Source organism: Mucilaginibacter sp. KACC 22773 (genome assembly GCF_028736215.1).
In the GTDB taxonomy this organism is placed as follows: Bacteria; Bacteroidota; Bacteroidia; order Sphingobacteriales; family Sphingobacteriaceae; genus Mucilaginibacter.
In genome coordinates, this window is sequence record NZ_CP117883.1 from 3,151,489 (window position 1) to 3,167,364 (window position 15,876).

Consider the following 15,876-nt stretch of genomic DNA (forward strand, 5'->3'; position numbering starts at 1 on the left):
AAAAAACAAAACGATTATGGAAACCACACAACGCCAAACATACCTCGATTGGTTAAGGATCATCTCAATTCTTGGTGTACTATTTTTTCATTCGGCCATGCCTTACGTGGCCGAGGATAGCTGGCATATCAAAAACGCCCAAACCAGCAACCTGATGATGGAATCAAATCACTTTTTGCATCTTTTTCGCATGCCGCTGCTCTTTTTTATTTCTGGTACCGTGAGTTACTACATGATGCAGCGGCGATCTGCTTTAAACTTCATCGGCTTACGTTTCCGCAGGCTGTTTGTTCCGTTGCTGGTTGGCATGTTTATTATAGTGCCGCCGCAAATTTATATGGAACGGCTTGCAAATGGCTATCGTGGCAGTTTTGGCCAGTTTTATACAAGTGTATTTAATTTTGTACCTTATCCCAAAGGCAGCTTCAGCTGGCACCACTTGTGGTTTATTGCTTACCTGCTTATCTATGATTTAATATTTGCGCCATTATTCGCCTGGATGGCATCGTCCAAAAGCGATGGCTTCAAACAGAAACTTACACTGCTGGCTAAAGGGAAATGGGTATATATGTTAATGCTGCCAGGCGTTATTTGGTTTACCCTGTTAAGCTGGCAATTGCCCGAAACCAATGACCTTGTACATGATGGCTGTTACTTTGTTTACTGGCTGTTTTTTGTACTGGCCGGCTTTATATGCATCGTACAACCCAAACTGATGGATAGCCTGAAGCGCAACCGCCGCTTTGCCTTAACCATCGGTTTTTTAAGCCTAATGTTATGGGAATGCATGCGTTGGAACGGTATTGAACCCGGTGAAGCACGGTGGCCTTTTCAAAATATACTATTTAGCTACGCTTTTACGGCCTTAAGGCCCATTATTGCCTGGGGATGGGTATTGGCGTTGGTTGGTTATGGCAAGCAGTATCTTAATGGTACACACAAGGCGCTAAATTATCTTAACCAGGCTGTTTACCCGTTTTATATCCTGCATCAAACTGTAATAGTTTTAGTTGTTTATTATATTGTACAAACACGTAATGAAAGTATCCTGTCTAAATATATTTATACGGTTGGTATTACCTTTTTTGTAACAGTGCTTATTTATCATTTACTGGTACGCCCTTATGCTTTAACACGGTTTTTATTTGGAATGAAACCCTTGGAGAAGAAGAGTCAAAAACCAGGAATTAAGATTCAAGACGAAAAGCAAGAATTACCGATTATTCAGGATCGGATTATTGAATCGACTTTATAATAATATGATGTTGGATGTTTATCGGCCAATGTGTATTGCATAATTAAAACAATTATACATAACTTAACGAACGTCGAAATAGGGCATTTGTATTAACTCCTGACTTTCCAAATGAATTTTTTTAAGAAATATATTTTTCCCGCGTTGTATGGGTTGATGGTATATTTTACCGTCAGGCTACTGCATGACACTGAGCATAACGAAATGTTTTGGAAGAGAGACTGGGGTTTAAATATCCTTGAGATGAGCTGTAGTGTGTTGGTGGGTTATTTAGGTATATATCTTTTTGAGCGGCTCTTCCGGTTTTATGACATGCGCTGGCCCCGGCAATTTAACTACCAGGGGGTAGTACGGGAACTAGTTGTACTGGTACTTGCTAACCTGGCTTTGGTAAACCTGATATTTACTCCTATGGCGGCATTAACCGATGATGGCCTTTCCTGGGGCGATCTTGCAGACCTCACCATGATACCAACCTTATATGCCATTATTTATTATGGGATAGCACGCAGCAGTACATGGTTAAAGGCCTACATTGCCAACAAGGTACAGTTGGAAAAGTTGACTAACGATCAGTTAGAAACCGAACTTAAGTTTTTGAAAGCCCAATATCATCCGCACTTTTTGTTTAATGCTTTAAACACCATTTATTTTCAGATGGATGAGGATGTGCCGGCGGCTAAGCAAAGTACAGAATTGCTTTCCAGTTTGTTAAGATATCAACTTTACGATCAGCAGCAACAGGTACCTATAAGCCACGAATTGGAATACCTGCAAAACTACATCCGCTTTCAGCAAATAAGGGCCAGCAGTAAATTGAAACTGAACGTTTGTTTTGATGAAAGGTTAACAGACCAACCAATTTACCCATTACTACTACTACCATTGGTCGAAAATGCTTTCAAATATGCGGGTGGCAATTTTGAAATCAGCATTAGTGCAAATATTAACGACGGCGACTTTATTTTTGCTACAGTTAACGATGTACCGGCACAAATACAGATTAACGAAAACTATACAGGTATTGGGTTAGAGAATTTACGCCGCCGTTTACAGTTGTTGTATCCGGATAAACACAGGTTAGCTGTTGGCCGTGAAGGAAATCGTTTTTCGGCAGAGTTGATGATAGAATTTTAACTTATGAGCTTGATAACTTGTATAATAACCGATGATGAACCTTTTGCCCGCAAAGGCTTGCAAGGTTATGTGGAAAAGACCAGTTTTTTTGATTTAAAAGCCCAGTGCGAGGATGCTATGGAACTGAACGAAGTATTGAAACAACAGCCCGTAGATCTGTTGTTTCTAGACATCCGGATGCCGCATTTAACAGGGGTTGAATTTATTAAGTCGTTGCAAAACCCGCCAAAAGTAATATTTACCACGGCCTTTAAGGAATATGCCACAGATGGTTTTGACCTTGATGTGCTGGATTATCTATTAAAACCTATCTCGTTTGAGCGATTTATGAAAGCTGCCTTTAAGGCCAAAGATTATTTTGATCAAAAGGGGAGTAGTGGTACTGAAATGGGATATATGTTTGTAAAGAGCGAAGGCAAGTTGGAAAAAGTTGTTTTTGATGAGGTGTTGTTTGTGCAGGGCATGGAGAACTATGTGGTGATACAAACGGTCAACAAAAAGATCATAACCCACAGCACATTAAAAGCTTTTGGCGAAAGGCTACCGCAACGTAAGTTTTTACAAACTCATAAATCGTACTTTGTGGCATACGATAAGGTAACCTCAATTGATGGTAATATGCTGGAAGTAGGAACACACCATGTACCTATCAGCAGGCAGTTGCGGGAACAGGTGATGCAATTGTTGATTAATAGGGGGAATAAATAATGATCGGTGGTAACGCAAAACTTATGAAGTTTTAAAAACTTCGTAAGTTTTGCGTCAGGCCGGGATTATGACCAGTTTTTTGAAAAATACACGTTACGAAGCCTGGTTCAATGATCTTTAATTAAACTGTTCTTTTAACCGAACCAGTCTATCTATCATCAGGTTAAGTTTTTCTTCCTCGTTTTTAAACATCCTCGGCTTTAAATAAAAAGTGGTAAACAGAAACCAGATGGTGATAGAGCTGTAAGTGCCAATTTTAAATGCCAGGGAAGAGTTTTCCAGCACCTCAATAAAGTACAGTGCCAGCCCGGCGCTGATTAACAGTATGTAGATGTAATAAAACCAACCTGTAATTTTCGATCGTGTTTTTTGATACTCTTTTAGGCTATCCAAATATTCGGCCGGGTTAATGGTTGCGTCGCGCTTGCTTAAAATGTGATAGTGCCTTACGGTAAGCGCCAAATACATCAGCATGGTAAGCAATACTATTAAAATACCCGCCGTTGTAACCCCTGACTTGAACGCCAGGAAAAATGCAACAATGGCCGCGAATACAGTAACGGCTACCATGGCCACAATTGTCCAATACAACTTGTTGGTTATGCCGCGAATTCCCTTCTTTACCTGCTTCAGCACATCATCCACTGAAAGCTGATCTTGCTTTGGCTGTCCCTGCCAAACCGACATCAAATGATCAAAGTCTTTCATACTGGTTATATAATTCTGTTAGCTTCTGTTTAATACGATAAATTTTCACCCTCAAATTCCCCTCTGATATGCCCGAAACATCTGCTATTTCGGGGTACGGCACTTCATCAAGCACCAGTGTTATAATAATTCTTTCCGATTCTTCCAGTTTTGATATGCATTTATACAGTAAAGCAACCTGCTCATTCTTTTCAGAAAATTCCTCTCGTTTTGTTTCGGCTATTTGTTCGGTAAGTTCGTCTTTTGCCTGTCGCTTCTCTGATCGCAGGTAGGTTAAGCAGGTGTTTACTGCAATACGATAGATCCAGGTAGAGATCATGGCCTGGTTACGAAATTTATCCAGGTTTTGCCATACTTTTAAAAAAGTTTCCTGTAGCAAGTCGTTCGCGGCGTCATCGTCGCCGGTATAACCATAGCACAAATGGAAAATCTTTTTAGAATTAGCTGCATAAATTTCCTTGAATGCTGCTTCTTTGTTGGCCACTGTTAATAGAATTTATATACGTTAGATTATCTTAGTGTACATATGTTACAACAGGTAATCACTCTTTTTAAACCAGTTTAATTTTTTTTCAGCATCGGCAATTAATGCATTGTAGTTATCGGCAAAATCGTATTGAAGGTCTTCATGTAGTTTAGTTATTAGCGTTTTTACCTTTTCAACCTGCCGGGTTAATATCAGGCGGATTGGTTTGTAGGAGGTCCGCCTGTCGGCATACTCCAGGTAATTGCTGCAGAAATTTAGCAAAAACTCTATTTCTGCTGTTTTTGATCCTGTAAACTTAGTGTACTTGTTTAGGAGCCGCAGTATTTTGCGCATGCCTTTGGCGGCATTATAACTTAATGCCGGCAATTGGCTAAACATAAACCCCGCCTCGGCTTTGACTTTTTCTATAAACGCAGCCTCGTCATAGGCTTCAAACAATAAATAAGCCAATAATTCTTTATTCTCTTTTTTATAACGCGACAGGCGAAGCAATAATTCAGATAACTGCTCATGTGGCAAATGCTGAATCTCTTTCTTAATATGCTGTAGTCCGTAGGTGGTAACTGTCATGCGCTGTAAAGTTGAACAAAATAGTAAAGAGAATCAAGTGCTGCGATTCAACGTATAAAATGGAACTTTATTTATCGGTCATCAAGGCGATATTACATAATTAACATTATGTTAAATAAATATACTAAGGAGAAAGGCTTTGCAATGAAAGCCTCTCCTTTTCAATATATTTTATTGCTTTGGTAATGCCTCTATCTGTGCCTTTAGTTTGGCTGCATTTGCTTCGTCTTTTACTCCCAGGTAATAAGTACGCAAGTTTGTTAATGCATCAATAGATTTTGGATTTAAATCTGCAGCTTTTAATAAGTATGGTTTTGCCGCTTCAAACTGAGCTTTTGCTTTCGCTATAGCTACATCGTATTCTTTTTGTTTGTTGGCCGGCAATTTATTGGCAGCATTATAATCATCGATAGCAGGATTAATGATAACGTAACCTAAATTCAGATTGGCTTCAAAATAGTTAGGATCTATCTCTAATGCCTTTTTGTACATTTCTGCCGCTTTATTATAGTTTTCAACTTTGCTTGCCTGTAATTTGGCTTTTGTAGCAGCGTCTTTTGCTTTGGCTTGTTCTTTTGTAGTTGCTTCTGCGGTCTGTGAATATGTTAAACCAGCATAATAATATAAAGTTTTGTTTTTAGGATCGGCTGTTAACGCGCTTTGTATTTTATCCAAAACTTCTTTCTCTTTGCCAGTTTGCAGGCTTATCTCAATTTCTCTTTTGCGTAGTTCGGCATTATTAGGATATTTAGCTACGCCTTCGCTAACCGTTTTTAGTGCATTAGCTGTATCCGCATTTAACAGGTAAACAGACGACAGATCAAGATATACACCTTGTACTTTTGAAAACTTGGTAGTTACAAGTTTAGTGTAGTTTGATATGGCTGCAGGATAATTTTTTGAATTTGCCGCCGATAAACCAGTGTAATAAATAGCATTGGTATCTTCGGGCAATATAGTACGATAATAATCAAATGATTTATAAGCAAGATCATATTTGCCGCTTCCATATTCGGCAACGCCTTTTGTAAGCTGGTATTGGGCCAGATTTAAGTTACCAGCGTCAATAAGTTGTTTATTTTCGCCTTTAGTATCCAACTCTTTAGCTTTTTTTAACGCTTCTTCGGCAGTTGTAAACAACGGTAACGAAGTAGTTGCTACTGAATCCAAGTTAGCATAGGTAGAGTAAATTACACCTTTTAATGCGTAAGTAAGTGGCAATGTCGCTGTTTTTTCATTAGCGGCTGCCTTGTCGATAGAAGTGCGTGCAGTAGTTAAACTTGCTTTAGCCAAGGGTGTGCCCCTTAAACCTTCATACTTTTCATATTCTGATTTGGCAGTGTTCAATTCGCCTTTTTGCGCAAACGTTGTTGCGGAAACTAAGCCCAGCAGGCCCGCCATCAAAAGTTTGATTTTCATGTTTTATTAGTTAGTTAGCTGTTTTAATTTATTGTTTATTTTGTCAAGTTGATCTTTGTTATTGGTTTTAGCATATACAATTTGCAAAGCCTGTAAACCTTTCACATTGCCCGGCGATATTTCGTTGGCTTTTTCGAGCCATTGAATAGCCATACCAATATTCCTGTCACTCTCCCCCTCCTGCTTTGCCAAAGCGCTTTCCTTTAAGTACAATAACCCCAGGTTAAGTGCCGGGTCATAAGCCGAACCATTTAACTCAATAGTATGTAAATAAAGCGATTCAGCCTGGTCGTATTTGTTCAGATGATCGTAGCAGTTAGCGGCTACAAATGCAATATCGGCGTTATTTGAATTAATATCAAGTAGTTGCGCAATTAATGGCTCTAATGATTTATAATCCTTTAAATTGTTGTAGATATTGGCTTCATCCAGCAATAAAAACCTGTCATTAGGTACAAGTTTTCGCCCTTTTTTGAGTATTTGAAGCGCTTTTGCTGTATCGCCCAATGATTTATAAATACTTGATGCCGTTTCAATATACTCGGTACGGGTGCTATCTACCGCTAATAAATTACTGTAATACTTAGCAGCATCTACCAAATTCCCCATCTTGTTATTTGCATATGCGATGTAATCATTGATTTGCTTAAAATTGGGCGCATATTTTTTGGCATTTTCAAATGATTGCCGCCCATTAGCGAAGTCAGAATTATTTACAAATTCAAAACCTTTCCTGATATATGTATTAGCCAGGCACCGCTTTACATAATCCATTTCGGGCTGATAGTTGTATATCTTGCTTTTGGCCGAAAGCTTGTCTGTAAGATCTGATGTCTGTACCAATAACGTGGCAGGCTGCCCAAGTGTATTTGCAGAATCGATAAATAAAATACTTGCGTTAATCAATGCCCGGTAGGTGTTTTTGGCTAAATCTGCTGAATCTGATTTGGTAACCACCAGGCTGTCGGCCGATTTTTTGGCCGCCCGCAGGTATTTCAGGTCTTTGTTTTGCTTGTAAAAAGCCAGATTATTAACTACAACTTTCAGCGCTTCGGACTGAGCAAAGGCAAAATTTGTAGTCATGAATGGTATTAAAACCGATAAAACAATTTTACGGCACTGCATATTTGTTATTCAGTTGGTGGTTCGTCAGTTTTTGATTCTTCGCTGTTTTCGGTTGCCTCGTTTTCATCGGCTGCACCTGCTTCTGCATTTTCATCAATTTCTTTCTCTTCATCCTCGTCGTGCTCAATTTTAGCAACCGAAGCAATCTCGTCGTTACCTTTCAGGGTTATCAAACGTACACCTTGTGTAGCCCTGCCCATTGTGCGCAGTTCACTTACGGCTATACGGATAATAATTCCCGATTTGTTGATGATCATCAAATCTTCTTTATCTGTAACACCTTTTATGGCAACAAGGTTTCCGGTTTTTTCGGTAATATTTAAAGTTTTTACACCCTTACCACCGCGGTTAGTTACCCTGTAGTCGTCAATATCGGTCCGTTTACCGTAACCCTTTTCTGACACTACCAACACAGTTGTTTCACTGTCGTTGATACTGATCATACCAACAACCTCATCTGTTTCGTCATCCAAAGTAATACCACGAACACCTGTTGCGGTACGACCCATTGGTCTAACTGTCGACTCGTTGAAGCGGATAGCCCTACCCGATTTAAGCGCCATAACAATTTCGCTGCTGCCGGTTGTCAAGGTTGCTTCTAATAGTGAGTCGCCTTCGTTAATGTTAATAGCGTTGATACCATTAGCACGCGGACGTGAGTATGCTTCTAAAGAAGTTTTCTTAATGGTACCTTTTTTGGTACACATGATAATAAAGTTGTTCTCCAGGTATTCTTTATCCTTAAGGCTAATCAGCTTGATGTATGCTTTAATGTTTTCCTCCTTAGGGATATTGATGATATTTTGTATAGCACGTCCTTTTGAAGTACGCGTTCCTTCGGGGATTTCAAATACACGTAACCAGTAACACTGACCCGATTCGGTAAAGAACAGCATGTAGTTGTGATTGGATGCAACAAGCAGATGCTCGATAAAATCAGCATCGCGGCTGTTACTGCCGATAGAACCTTTACCACCCCTGCCCTGGCGGCGATACTCGGTTAAAGGCGTACGTTTAATGTAACCTTCGCGCGATATGGTAATAACCACATCTTCATCCTCAATAAAGTCTTCAGTCTGCATCTCGGCAGATGAGTGCACCATTTCGGTACGGCGCTCATCGCCATATTTATCTTTGATCTCTAAGAGTTCATCTTTAATGATCTGCATCCTTAAACCTTCATCGGCCAGGATAGATTTCAAGTGCTCAATCAGTTTCATTAAGGCTGCATATTCATCTTTGATCTTATCACGCTCAAGTCCCGTTAACCGGCGAAGCGTCATATCCAATATGGCACGCGCCTGGATATCACTTAATCCAAACTGGGCCATTAAGCCTTCTCTTGCTTCATCAGGCGTTTGCGATGCACGGATCAGTCGGATAACTTCATCTAAATGATCTAAGGCGATCAATAAACCCTCTAAAATATGGGCGCGTTTTTCGGCTTCTGCAAGTTCAAATTTGGTACGGCGGATAACAACCTCGTGCCTGTGCTCCACAAAGTGGTGAATCAGGTCCTTCAGGTTCAGCATCATCGGGCGGCCATTAACCAGTGCGATGTTGTTTACACTAAATGATGTTTGTAACGCGGTGTATTTGAATAGGTTATTTAGTACGATAGCTGCATTAGCTTCGCGTTTTATCTCATAAACTATGCGGATACCCTCCCTGCTCGATTCATCGCGGATGGCAGAAATGCCTTCCAGTTTTTTATCGTTCACCAGTTCGGCGGTGCGCTCAATCATCAACGCTTTGTTTACCTGGTAAGGTACTTCGGTAACAATAATGCGTTCCCTGTCGTTTCCGTGGGTCTCAATCTCGGCACGCGAGCGGATAACAATCCTGCCCCGGCCTGTCTCTAATGCCTCACGCGGACCTTCAAAACCATAAATGATACCGCCTGTAGGGAAATCGGGGCCTTTTACGTATTTCATTAGCTCGGTAACCTCTATCTGGCGGTTATCAATTAATGCCATGGTGGCATCAATAACCTCCGATAAATTATGGGGTGCCATATTGGTGGCCATACCCACCGCTATACCCGAAGCTCCGTTAACCAAAAGGTTAGGGAATTTAGCAGGTAAAACGGTTGGTTCCTGTAACGAGTCGTCGAAGTTTAATTGAAAATCTATGGTATCCTTGTTAATGTCGGCCAGCATCTCTTCAGCAAGCTTTTGTAAGCGGGCCTCGGTATAACGCATTGCTGCAGGTTCGTCGCCATCTATCGAGCCGTAGTTACCTTGTCCTTCTACCAGTAAGTAACGCAGGCTCCACTCCTGGGCCATACGTACCATGGTATCGTAAACAGATTTATCACCATGTGGGTGATATTTACCCATCACCTCGCCCACTATACGGGCCGATTTTTTGTAGGGCTTGTTATTATTTAAGCCCAAATCAAGCATGCCAAATAACACACGCCTGTGTACGGGTTTCAGTCCGTCGCGAACATCGGGCAGCGCCCTGGAAACAATCACCGACATTGAATAATCAATGTACGCAGATCGCATTTCCTCATCAATATTTATCGAAATTATTCTGTCTTCTTTGCTTGAATTATCGTCAGCCATTTTTATTTATTTGTAGAACCTTCTCTCTGTTTTTCGTGTTAAAAATTGATTTTTAAACGACCTGCGAAGTTAAGAAAATAGTTGACTAATGTGCCAATTTTGGCAACAATATGCATGCATAATTTATGCACACCAGCTAATTTATTAACGTTGCAGGTTTGGTTTATTTGATTTTCACCCAGTGATCTTCAATCTTATTACCGTTGGGTAAAACGGTGAATAATTTAAGTGTATCATTACTAATTGTATAAGTATATTTCACTACTTTATTGAGCAATTCTGAGGATTGCAGGCTGTAGGTTTGTGTTTCAAAACAAGTATCGGCCTGCAATTGATAATCTCCTTTTTCGTAAACCACATCCTTCTCCCCCTTTTCCTTTAAAACGGCTTTATAATGCAATTTATCATATGTGCGCAGTAAAGTATAAGCGGTTGAAGCGCTATCCGTTTTGCCGTTAACAACACCTCCCCTATATTCCCATACGCCTTTAAGTGGGTAATCCATTGCGGCAAAGGAGCACAAAAAGCAAATTGTTAAAATTGGCAGTACAAGCTTTTTCATAGGTAATGATATTAAGCCCAGTTAATTCCTTTTTTTAATAAAGATAGTGTTTTTTCTTCCTCGCTGCCCGGCGTTGCCTGGTAGTTATACACCCACTTGGCTGTTGGCGGCAGGCTCATTAATATTGATTCGATACGGCCATTGGTTTCCAGGCCAAATTTGGTGCCGGCGTCATAAACCAGGTTAAACTCGGCATAGCGGCTGCGGCGCTGGTATTGCCACAACTGCTCTTGTTCGGTAAAAGATTTACTACGGTTACGGTTTACCAATTCGGTATAAGTTGGGATAAAAGAACGACCTAACGCTTTCGAAAAATCGAAAATATTCTCCCACGATAATTCGTCATTGGCAGTCAGCCTGTCATAAAAAACACCACCTATACCCCTGGTTTCGTTTCGGTGTTTGATGTAAAAATAATCATCGGCCCAAAGTTTAAACCGGTGATAAAAATCATGATAGTAATTATCGCAGACAGCTTTTAAGCTGGTATGAAAAAATTTAGCGTCATCATCAATCACATAATGTGGTGTAAGATCGATGCCGCCACCAAACCACCGGATAGGTTGGTTATTACCATTCATAGATGAAGGCATTTCAAAGTAACGGATGTTCATGTGGATGATAGGCACCATCGGATGATTTGGATGAATTACGATGGAAACACCTGTCGCAAAAAAATCATCAGATTCTACCTGTAAAGCTCTTTTCATGCTATCGGGTAGCTGGCCATGCACGGCCGAAAAGTTTACGCCCCCCTTTTCAAAAATATTGCCATTTTGGATAACACACGTACGGCCGCCGCCGCCGCCTTCCCGCTCCCATTTTTCTTCTTCAAACGTGGCAAGGCCATCTGTAAGTTCAAGCGCCGCACATATCTCGTCCTGTATCTGTTGGTAGTCTGCAGCTATTTGTTCTTTGCTAATCATTAATGCAAATGTAATTTTTTTGGTTGATTAAGTGATTGGTTGATTGGTTAGCATCGGATATAAAAAACAGAAGTTACCCGGGTTGCGATAGTTAAGGTTTCTAACCTAATCAACCAATCGAACTTAATAAACTATTCACCAACCCTAACTTATCTCTACATAATCCAAATCCTTACCAAAAGTTTCCTTTAGCTGACTTAACGAAAGTAACGAAATAATAGTAAGTAGCCCCATCATGATATAGCCAGCTGTGATATCTCCGTAATGTACTTTAAAAAGGTTAAACACCATTATGATCGGAATTAGCAGTCCCCGAACGAAATTTGGTACGGTAGTAGTAACTGTCGAGCGGATATTTGTCCCGAATTGCTCTGAGGCTATCGTAACAAAAGTGGCCCAATATCCTACTGTGCATCCCATAAAAAAGCTTAGCACCGCAAATTTCTCTGGAGTAATTCCCTTACTGCTCAGGTAAAAGTGAACACTCACTAACGACAGCAGTAAAAAAGTTGCCATGGTAAGTTTTCTTGATTTTGTAAACTGCGCAAGCAGGCCCGCTACAACATCGCCCACTGCAATGCCTATATAGCTATAAAAAATACCATCGCCGGGTTTAATAAGTGTTTTAGCACCTAAAGCAATGCCAAATTTATCCGAAAAACTAATAAGCACCCCTACAACATACCACAACGGCGCGCCTATAAGTATACAAAACAGATACTTTTTAAACCGCGTCCAGTTTGTCAATAAAATCAGGATGTTGCCTTTAGCTGCACCGCTGTTTTTTTCGTTTTTAAACATGCCCGATTCAAAGGTGCCTATCCGCAATAGCAAAAGTAAAATACCCAGGCCGCCTCCAACAAAATAAGCATTACGCCATCCAAACTTTGCTACAGCGTAAGCAGCAGTTGCGCCAAAAAGACCTATTACAGCTACCATCATGGTGCCATATCCCCTGTTTTCCTTACTTAAAGTTTCGCTTACCAGTGTAATACCTGCTCCTAATTCACCGGCAAGGCCAATTCCCGCTATAAAACGGACAATAGCATACGTATTTACATCATGAACAAGGCCATTGGCAAAATTGGCGATTGAATAAAGTAATATAGAACCAAAAAGTACCTTTATTCGCCCGAGTTTATCACCTACAATGCCCCACATGATTCCACCAAGTAACAAGCCAAACATTTGCACGCTGATAATAAATTGACCTTTATCGGTGATTTGCTGTTCATTCAATCCCAGATCTTTAAGGCTTGAAATACGTACTATCGAAAAAACCAGCAGATCATAGATATCAACAAAATAACCCAGGGAAGCAACAAGTACAAGGAATATCATGTTCCTGGTGGCCTTAGCGGCGGTAACATCAGTCATAATTATAATAATTGGATGGCTAAAGTAGCAGAATTATACATATAATTTCAAAAAAACAGCACAAAAAAAACCCCTGTGTGTGCAGAGGTCTTTTATCAAGAACTTTGGTTATTTATGCTTTTTTAACATTTACTGCCTGTAATCCTTTTCTGCCTTCTTCCACCTCATAAGTAACGCTATCGTTATCTTTAATGGCATTTACGCCACCTTGCACATCCTTAAAGTGTACAAAAAGATCTTTACCATCTTCGGTAACAATAAAGCCGTAACCCTTTTGTGTGTTAAACCATTTTACTTTTCCAGTTTTCATAATTATAATTATCGTATTAAAAAATTGTTGTGAGATTAAAAACTAAAGCCAAACTGAAAATAAAATGGTTTTAATGTTCAGACGGAATAGATAACCCTATCTTTTTCAAATATATAAAATAATTAATAAACCAAATAAAATTATTTATTTGGTTGCGGAGTAGTGCGTAAGTAGGGTTTTATGAGTGTAAAACCCTTTGGAAATTTGGCCGGAATGTCTTCTGTCTTGGTAGCAGGTACCACAACAACGTCTTCTCCGTCTTTCCAATCGGCTGGTGTAGCAACACCGTAATTGGCCGTTAACTGCAACGAATCAATAACCCTTAAAATTTCCTGGAAATTACGCCCGGTTGATGCAGGATAAGTAATAATTAACTTTACGGCTTTATCGGGCCCGATAATAAACAACGAGCGCACCGTTGCGTTTACAGACGCGTTGGGGTGGATCATATCGTAAGCTTCAGAAATTTTACGGTCTTCATCGGCAATAATCGGGAAGTTTACCTCTACTCCTTGCGTCTCATTAATATCGTTTATCCACCCGGTATGTGATTCAACCGAATCAACACTTAGTGCTAAAACTTTAACATTGCGTTTAGCAAATTCATCTTTTAATGCCGCTGTTTTACCAAGTTCGGTAGTACAAACCGGTGTATAATCGCCTGGGTGCGAGAATAATACTCCCCAGCTATCGCCAAGGTATTCGTAAAAGTCTATTTCTCCTGCCGAGGTTTTTGCTTGAAAATTTGGGGCTTTATCGCCTAATCGTAAACTCATGACTAAATTATAATTTAAGTAGATTAAAGTCTACTAAGTTAATATACATTAATTAACAAATCCAAATTAATCAGAAATTATACCACTTTTTACGCCAACATTACACAAGGTATGTTGTTGAACAATTGAACCAGGCTAAAAACTAACATTAATGGCACGACATACTTACGATACCGGGATAATTGGAAACTGCGCTTTTTTGGCGCACATACACAAAAACACCAATATAGAATGGCTTTGCTGGCCGCGATTTGACAGTACTTTTATTTTTGGTGGTTTACTGGACAAGAAAAAAGGCGGCGAGTTTTCCATTTTACCTGAAGGAGAATTTACGTCCCATCAGTATTACCTCGAGAATACCAATGTGCTAATAACCGAAATCAGTCCGGCTTCAGGCGGCATGTATCGGGTAACCGATTTTGCTCCCCGTTTTTACCAGCACCAGCGCTATTATAAACCTTTGATGCTATTCAGGAAAATTGAAGCTATTGAAGGATCGCCGAGGGTTAAAGTAAAATGTGAGCCGGTGTCTGAATACGGCGCTGTGAAACTTAGGGTAAACCGCGGTAGTAATCACATTCAATACCTGGGCGGCGAAGAAAACATCCGGCTAACCACCAATATTCCCATCAGCTATGTTTTTGACGGGCAGCCCTTTGTGCTTAACGAAATCAAATACCTGGCCCTCACCTATGGCGAACCATTGGAAGCGCCACTGACTACGACTGCCGAGCGTTTTTTATCCGAAACTATCCAATACTGGCGCACGTGGATCAAACACTCCTCTATCGCCACTTATTTTCAACCATATGTAATCCGGTCCGGGCTGGCTTTGAAAATACACCAGTTTGAGGACACAGGAGCCATTATTGCAGCCAGCACTACCAGTTTACCGGAATCGCCGGGAAGTGGCCGTAATTGGGATTATAGGTACTGCTGGCTGCGCGATACCTACTATGTGATAACCGCACTTAACCACATTGGCCATTTTGAAGAAATGGAGCGATATTTTAGTTACGTCACCGACATATCTTTTTCAACAAATGAGCGCTACCAGCCACTGTATAGCATTACCGGTAAAAAAGATCTGGTAGAAATTGTTTTAACCGATTTGGAAGGCTACCTGGGCAACCAGCCGGTACGCGTTGGCAACCAGGCATCAGAACATATACAGAACGACATTTACGGGCAGGTAATGATTTCTATGTTACCGCTTTATACCGATCATCGCTTTGTTTTCTCCGAAAGGAAAGACTCGGTACGATGGATTGAGTTTTTGCTGAATAAGATTGAATTTACAATTGACGAGAAAGATGCCGGCATCTGGGAGTTCCGTAACATGGCCAACATTCACTGTTACAGTAATTTGTTTCAATGGGCAGGAGCATCAGCTGCCGAAAAAATGGCACGTACGATAGATAATAAAGAACTGATTGATAAGGCTATAGCTTTAAAAGAACGCGCGGCCGCGCATATTGAAAGCTGTTATGATCCCATTAGGAAAGTATACACCAACTCGGCAGGCAGTTCAAACCTGGATGCCAGTACCTTGCAGCTTATTATGATGAATTACCTCGATCCAACATCGCAGCGTGCAAAGGATCATTTAATTGCACTTGAAAATGAGCTAAAGGCAACTAATGGATTATTTTACAGGTACTTATACAAGGATGATTTTGGCAAACCTAAAACCACTTTCCTTATCTGCGCATTCTGGTACGTTGAAGCGCTGGCCAGTGTTGGCCGCATTGATGATGCCCAGCGCGAGTTTGGCAACCTGCTCAAATACTCTAATCATCTGTTGCTTTTCAGCGAGGATGTGGATGAAAATGACGGCAGCCAATGGGGAAACTTTCCGCAGGCATACAGCCATGTGGGATTAATGAACGCGGCTTACAGGATAGCTATTAAGTTGGATAGGCCCATCTTCCTTTAAGAAGCTGTCT

The 15,876-nt window shown here is 40.5% G+C and carries 15 protein-coding genes; 4 read left to right on the forward strand and 11 right to left on the reverse strand.

The features are described 5' to 3' along the window. Nucleotides 1–16 precede the first annotated feature (16 nt). From PQ469_RS13295 to PQ469_RS13305, 3 genes are all read left to right on the forward strand, one after another. Nucleotides 17–1,255, forward strand: a complete 1,239-nt coding sequence (locus tag PQ469_RS13295; protein WP_274213392.1) for an acyltransferase family protein — start codon at nucleotides 17–19, stop codon at nucleotides 1,253–1,255. Between the two features lie 111 nt (nucleotides 1,256–1,366). Continuing rightward, a complete protein-coding gene (locus PQ469_RS13300; protein ID WP_274213393.1) occupies nucleotides 1,367–2,392 on the forward strand; it encodes a sensor histidine kinase in 1,026 nt (341 codons plus the stop codon). Between the two features lie 3 nt (nucleotides 2,393–2,395). Then, nucleotides 2,396–3,100 carry a LytR/AlgR family response regulator transcription factor gene (locus PQ469_RS13305; RefSeq protein ID WP_274213394.1) on the forward strand — a complete coding sequence of 235 codons (705 nt, stop codon included), beginning with the start codon at nucleotides 2,396–2,398 and terminating at the stop codon, nucleotides 3,098–3,100. A gap of 117 nt (nucleotides 3,101–3,217) precedes the next feature. On the opposite strand, the gene PQ469_RS13310 is transcribed toward PQ469_RS13305, so the two are convergent. The 11 genes from PQ469_RS13310 to PQ469_RS13360 all read right to left on the reverse strand — a co-directional run bounded on the left by PQ469_RS13310 (nucleotide 3,218) and on the right by PQ469_RS13360 (nucleotide 13,930). Beyond that, nucleotides 3,218–3,808 carry a hypothetical protein gene (locus tag PQ469_RS13310; protein WP_274213395.1) on the reverse strand — a complete coding sequence of 197 codons (591 nt, stop codon included), beginning with the start codon at nucleotides 3,806–3,808 and terminating at the stop codon, nucleotides 3,218–3,220. Then, nucleotides 3,795–4,292, reverse strand: coding sequence for an RNA polymerase sigma factor (locus PQ469_RS13315; RefSeq protein WP_090650380.1), 498 nt, complete (start codon nucleotides 4,290–4,292; stop codon nucleotides 3,795–3,797). The genes PQ469_RS13310 and PQ469_RS13315 overlap by 14 nt, the downstream gene beginning before the upstream one ends. A 45-nt stretch (nucleotides 4,293–4,337) precedes the next feature. Next, nucleotides 4,338–4,865 (reverse strand): hypothetical protein, encoded by a 528-nt coding sequence (locus PQ469_RS13320; RefSeq protein WP_274213396.1) that lies wholly within the window; start codon nucleotides 4,863–4,865, stop codon nucleotides 4,338–4,340. Between the two features lie 171 nt (nucleotides 4,866–5,036). Beyond that, nucleotides 5,037–6,284: a tetratricopeptide repeat protein gene (locus PQ469_RS13325; protein ID WP_090650375.1), complete on the reverse strand. Its 1,248-nt coding sequence runs from the start codon at nucleotides 6,282–6,284 to the stop codon at nucleotides 5,037–5,039. Between the two features lie 6 nt (nucleotides 6,285–6,290). Further along, nucleotides 6,291–7,367: a tetratricopeptide repeat protein gene (locus PQ469_RS13330; RefSeq protein ID WP_274213397.1), complete on the reverse strand. Its 1,077-nt coding sequence runs from the start codon at nucleotides 7,365–7,367 to the stop codon at nucleotides 6,291–6,293. A 47-nt stretch (nucleotides 7,368–7,414) separates the two neighbouring features. Next, nucleotides 7,415–9,979 carry a DNA gyrase subunit A gene (gyrA, locus tag PQ469_RS13335; RefSeq protein ID WP_274213398.1) on the reverse strand — a complete coding sequence of 855 codons (2,565 nt, stop codon included), beginning with the start codon at nucleotides 9,977–9,979 and terminating at the stop codon, nucleotides 7,415–7,417. Between the two features lie 163 nt (nucleotides 9,980–10,142). After that, the gene (locus PQ469_RS13340) at nucleotides 10,143–10,541 is read right to left on the reverse strand and encodes a hypothetical protein (RefSeq protein WP_274213399.1); all 399 of its coding nucleotides are present in this window, start codon (nucleotides 10,539–10,541) and stop codon (nucleotides 10,143–10,145) included. An 11-nt stretch (nucleotides 10,542–10,552) separates the two neighbouring features. Next, entirely contained in the window at nucleotides 10,553–11,467 is a 915-nt protein-coding gene (gene hemF / locus PQ469_RS13345) for an oxygen-dependent coproporphyrinogen oxidase (protein WP_274213400.1), read from the reverse strand. Between the two features lie 144 nt (nucleotides 11,468–11,611). Continuing rightward, entirely contained in the window at nucleotides 11,612–12,844 is a 1,233-nt protein-coding gene (locus PQ469_RS13350; RefSeq protein ID WP_274213401.1) for an MFS transporter, read from the reverse strand. A gap of 112 nt (nucleotides 12,845–12,956) precedes the next feature. After that, a complete protein-coding gene (locus tag PQ469_RS13355) occupies nucleotides 12,957–13,154 on the reverse strand; it encodes a cold-shock protein (RefSeq protein ID WP_090650362.1) in 198 nt (65 codons plus the stop codon). Between the two features lie 140 nt (nucleotides 13,155–13,294). Then, nucleotides 13,295–13,930 carry a peroxiredoxin gene (locus tag PQ469_RS13360; RefSeq protein WP_274213402.1) on the reverse strand — a complete coding sequence of 212 codons (636 nt, stop codon included), beginning with the start codon at nucleotides 13,928–13,930 and terminating at the stop codon, nucleotides 13,295–13,297. A 151-nt stretch (nucleotides 13,931–14,081) separates the two neighbouring features. On the opposite strand from PQ469_RS13360, the gene PQ469_RS13365 reads away from it, so the two are divergent. Further along, complete coding sequence (locus PQ469_RS13365; protein ID WP_274213403.1) at nucleotides 14,082–15,866, forward strand: glycoside hydrolase family 15 protein; 1,785 nt, start codon at nucleotides 14,082–14,084, stop codon at nucleotides 15,864–15,866. Nucleotides 15,867–15,876 lie beyond the last annotated feature (10 nt).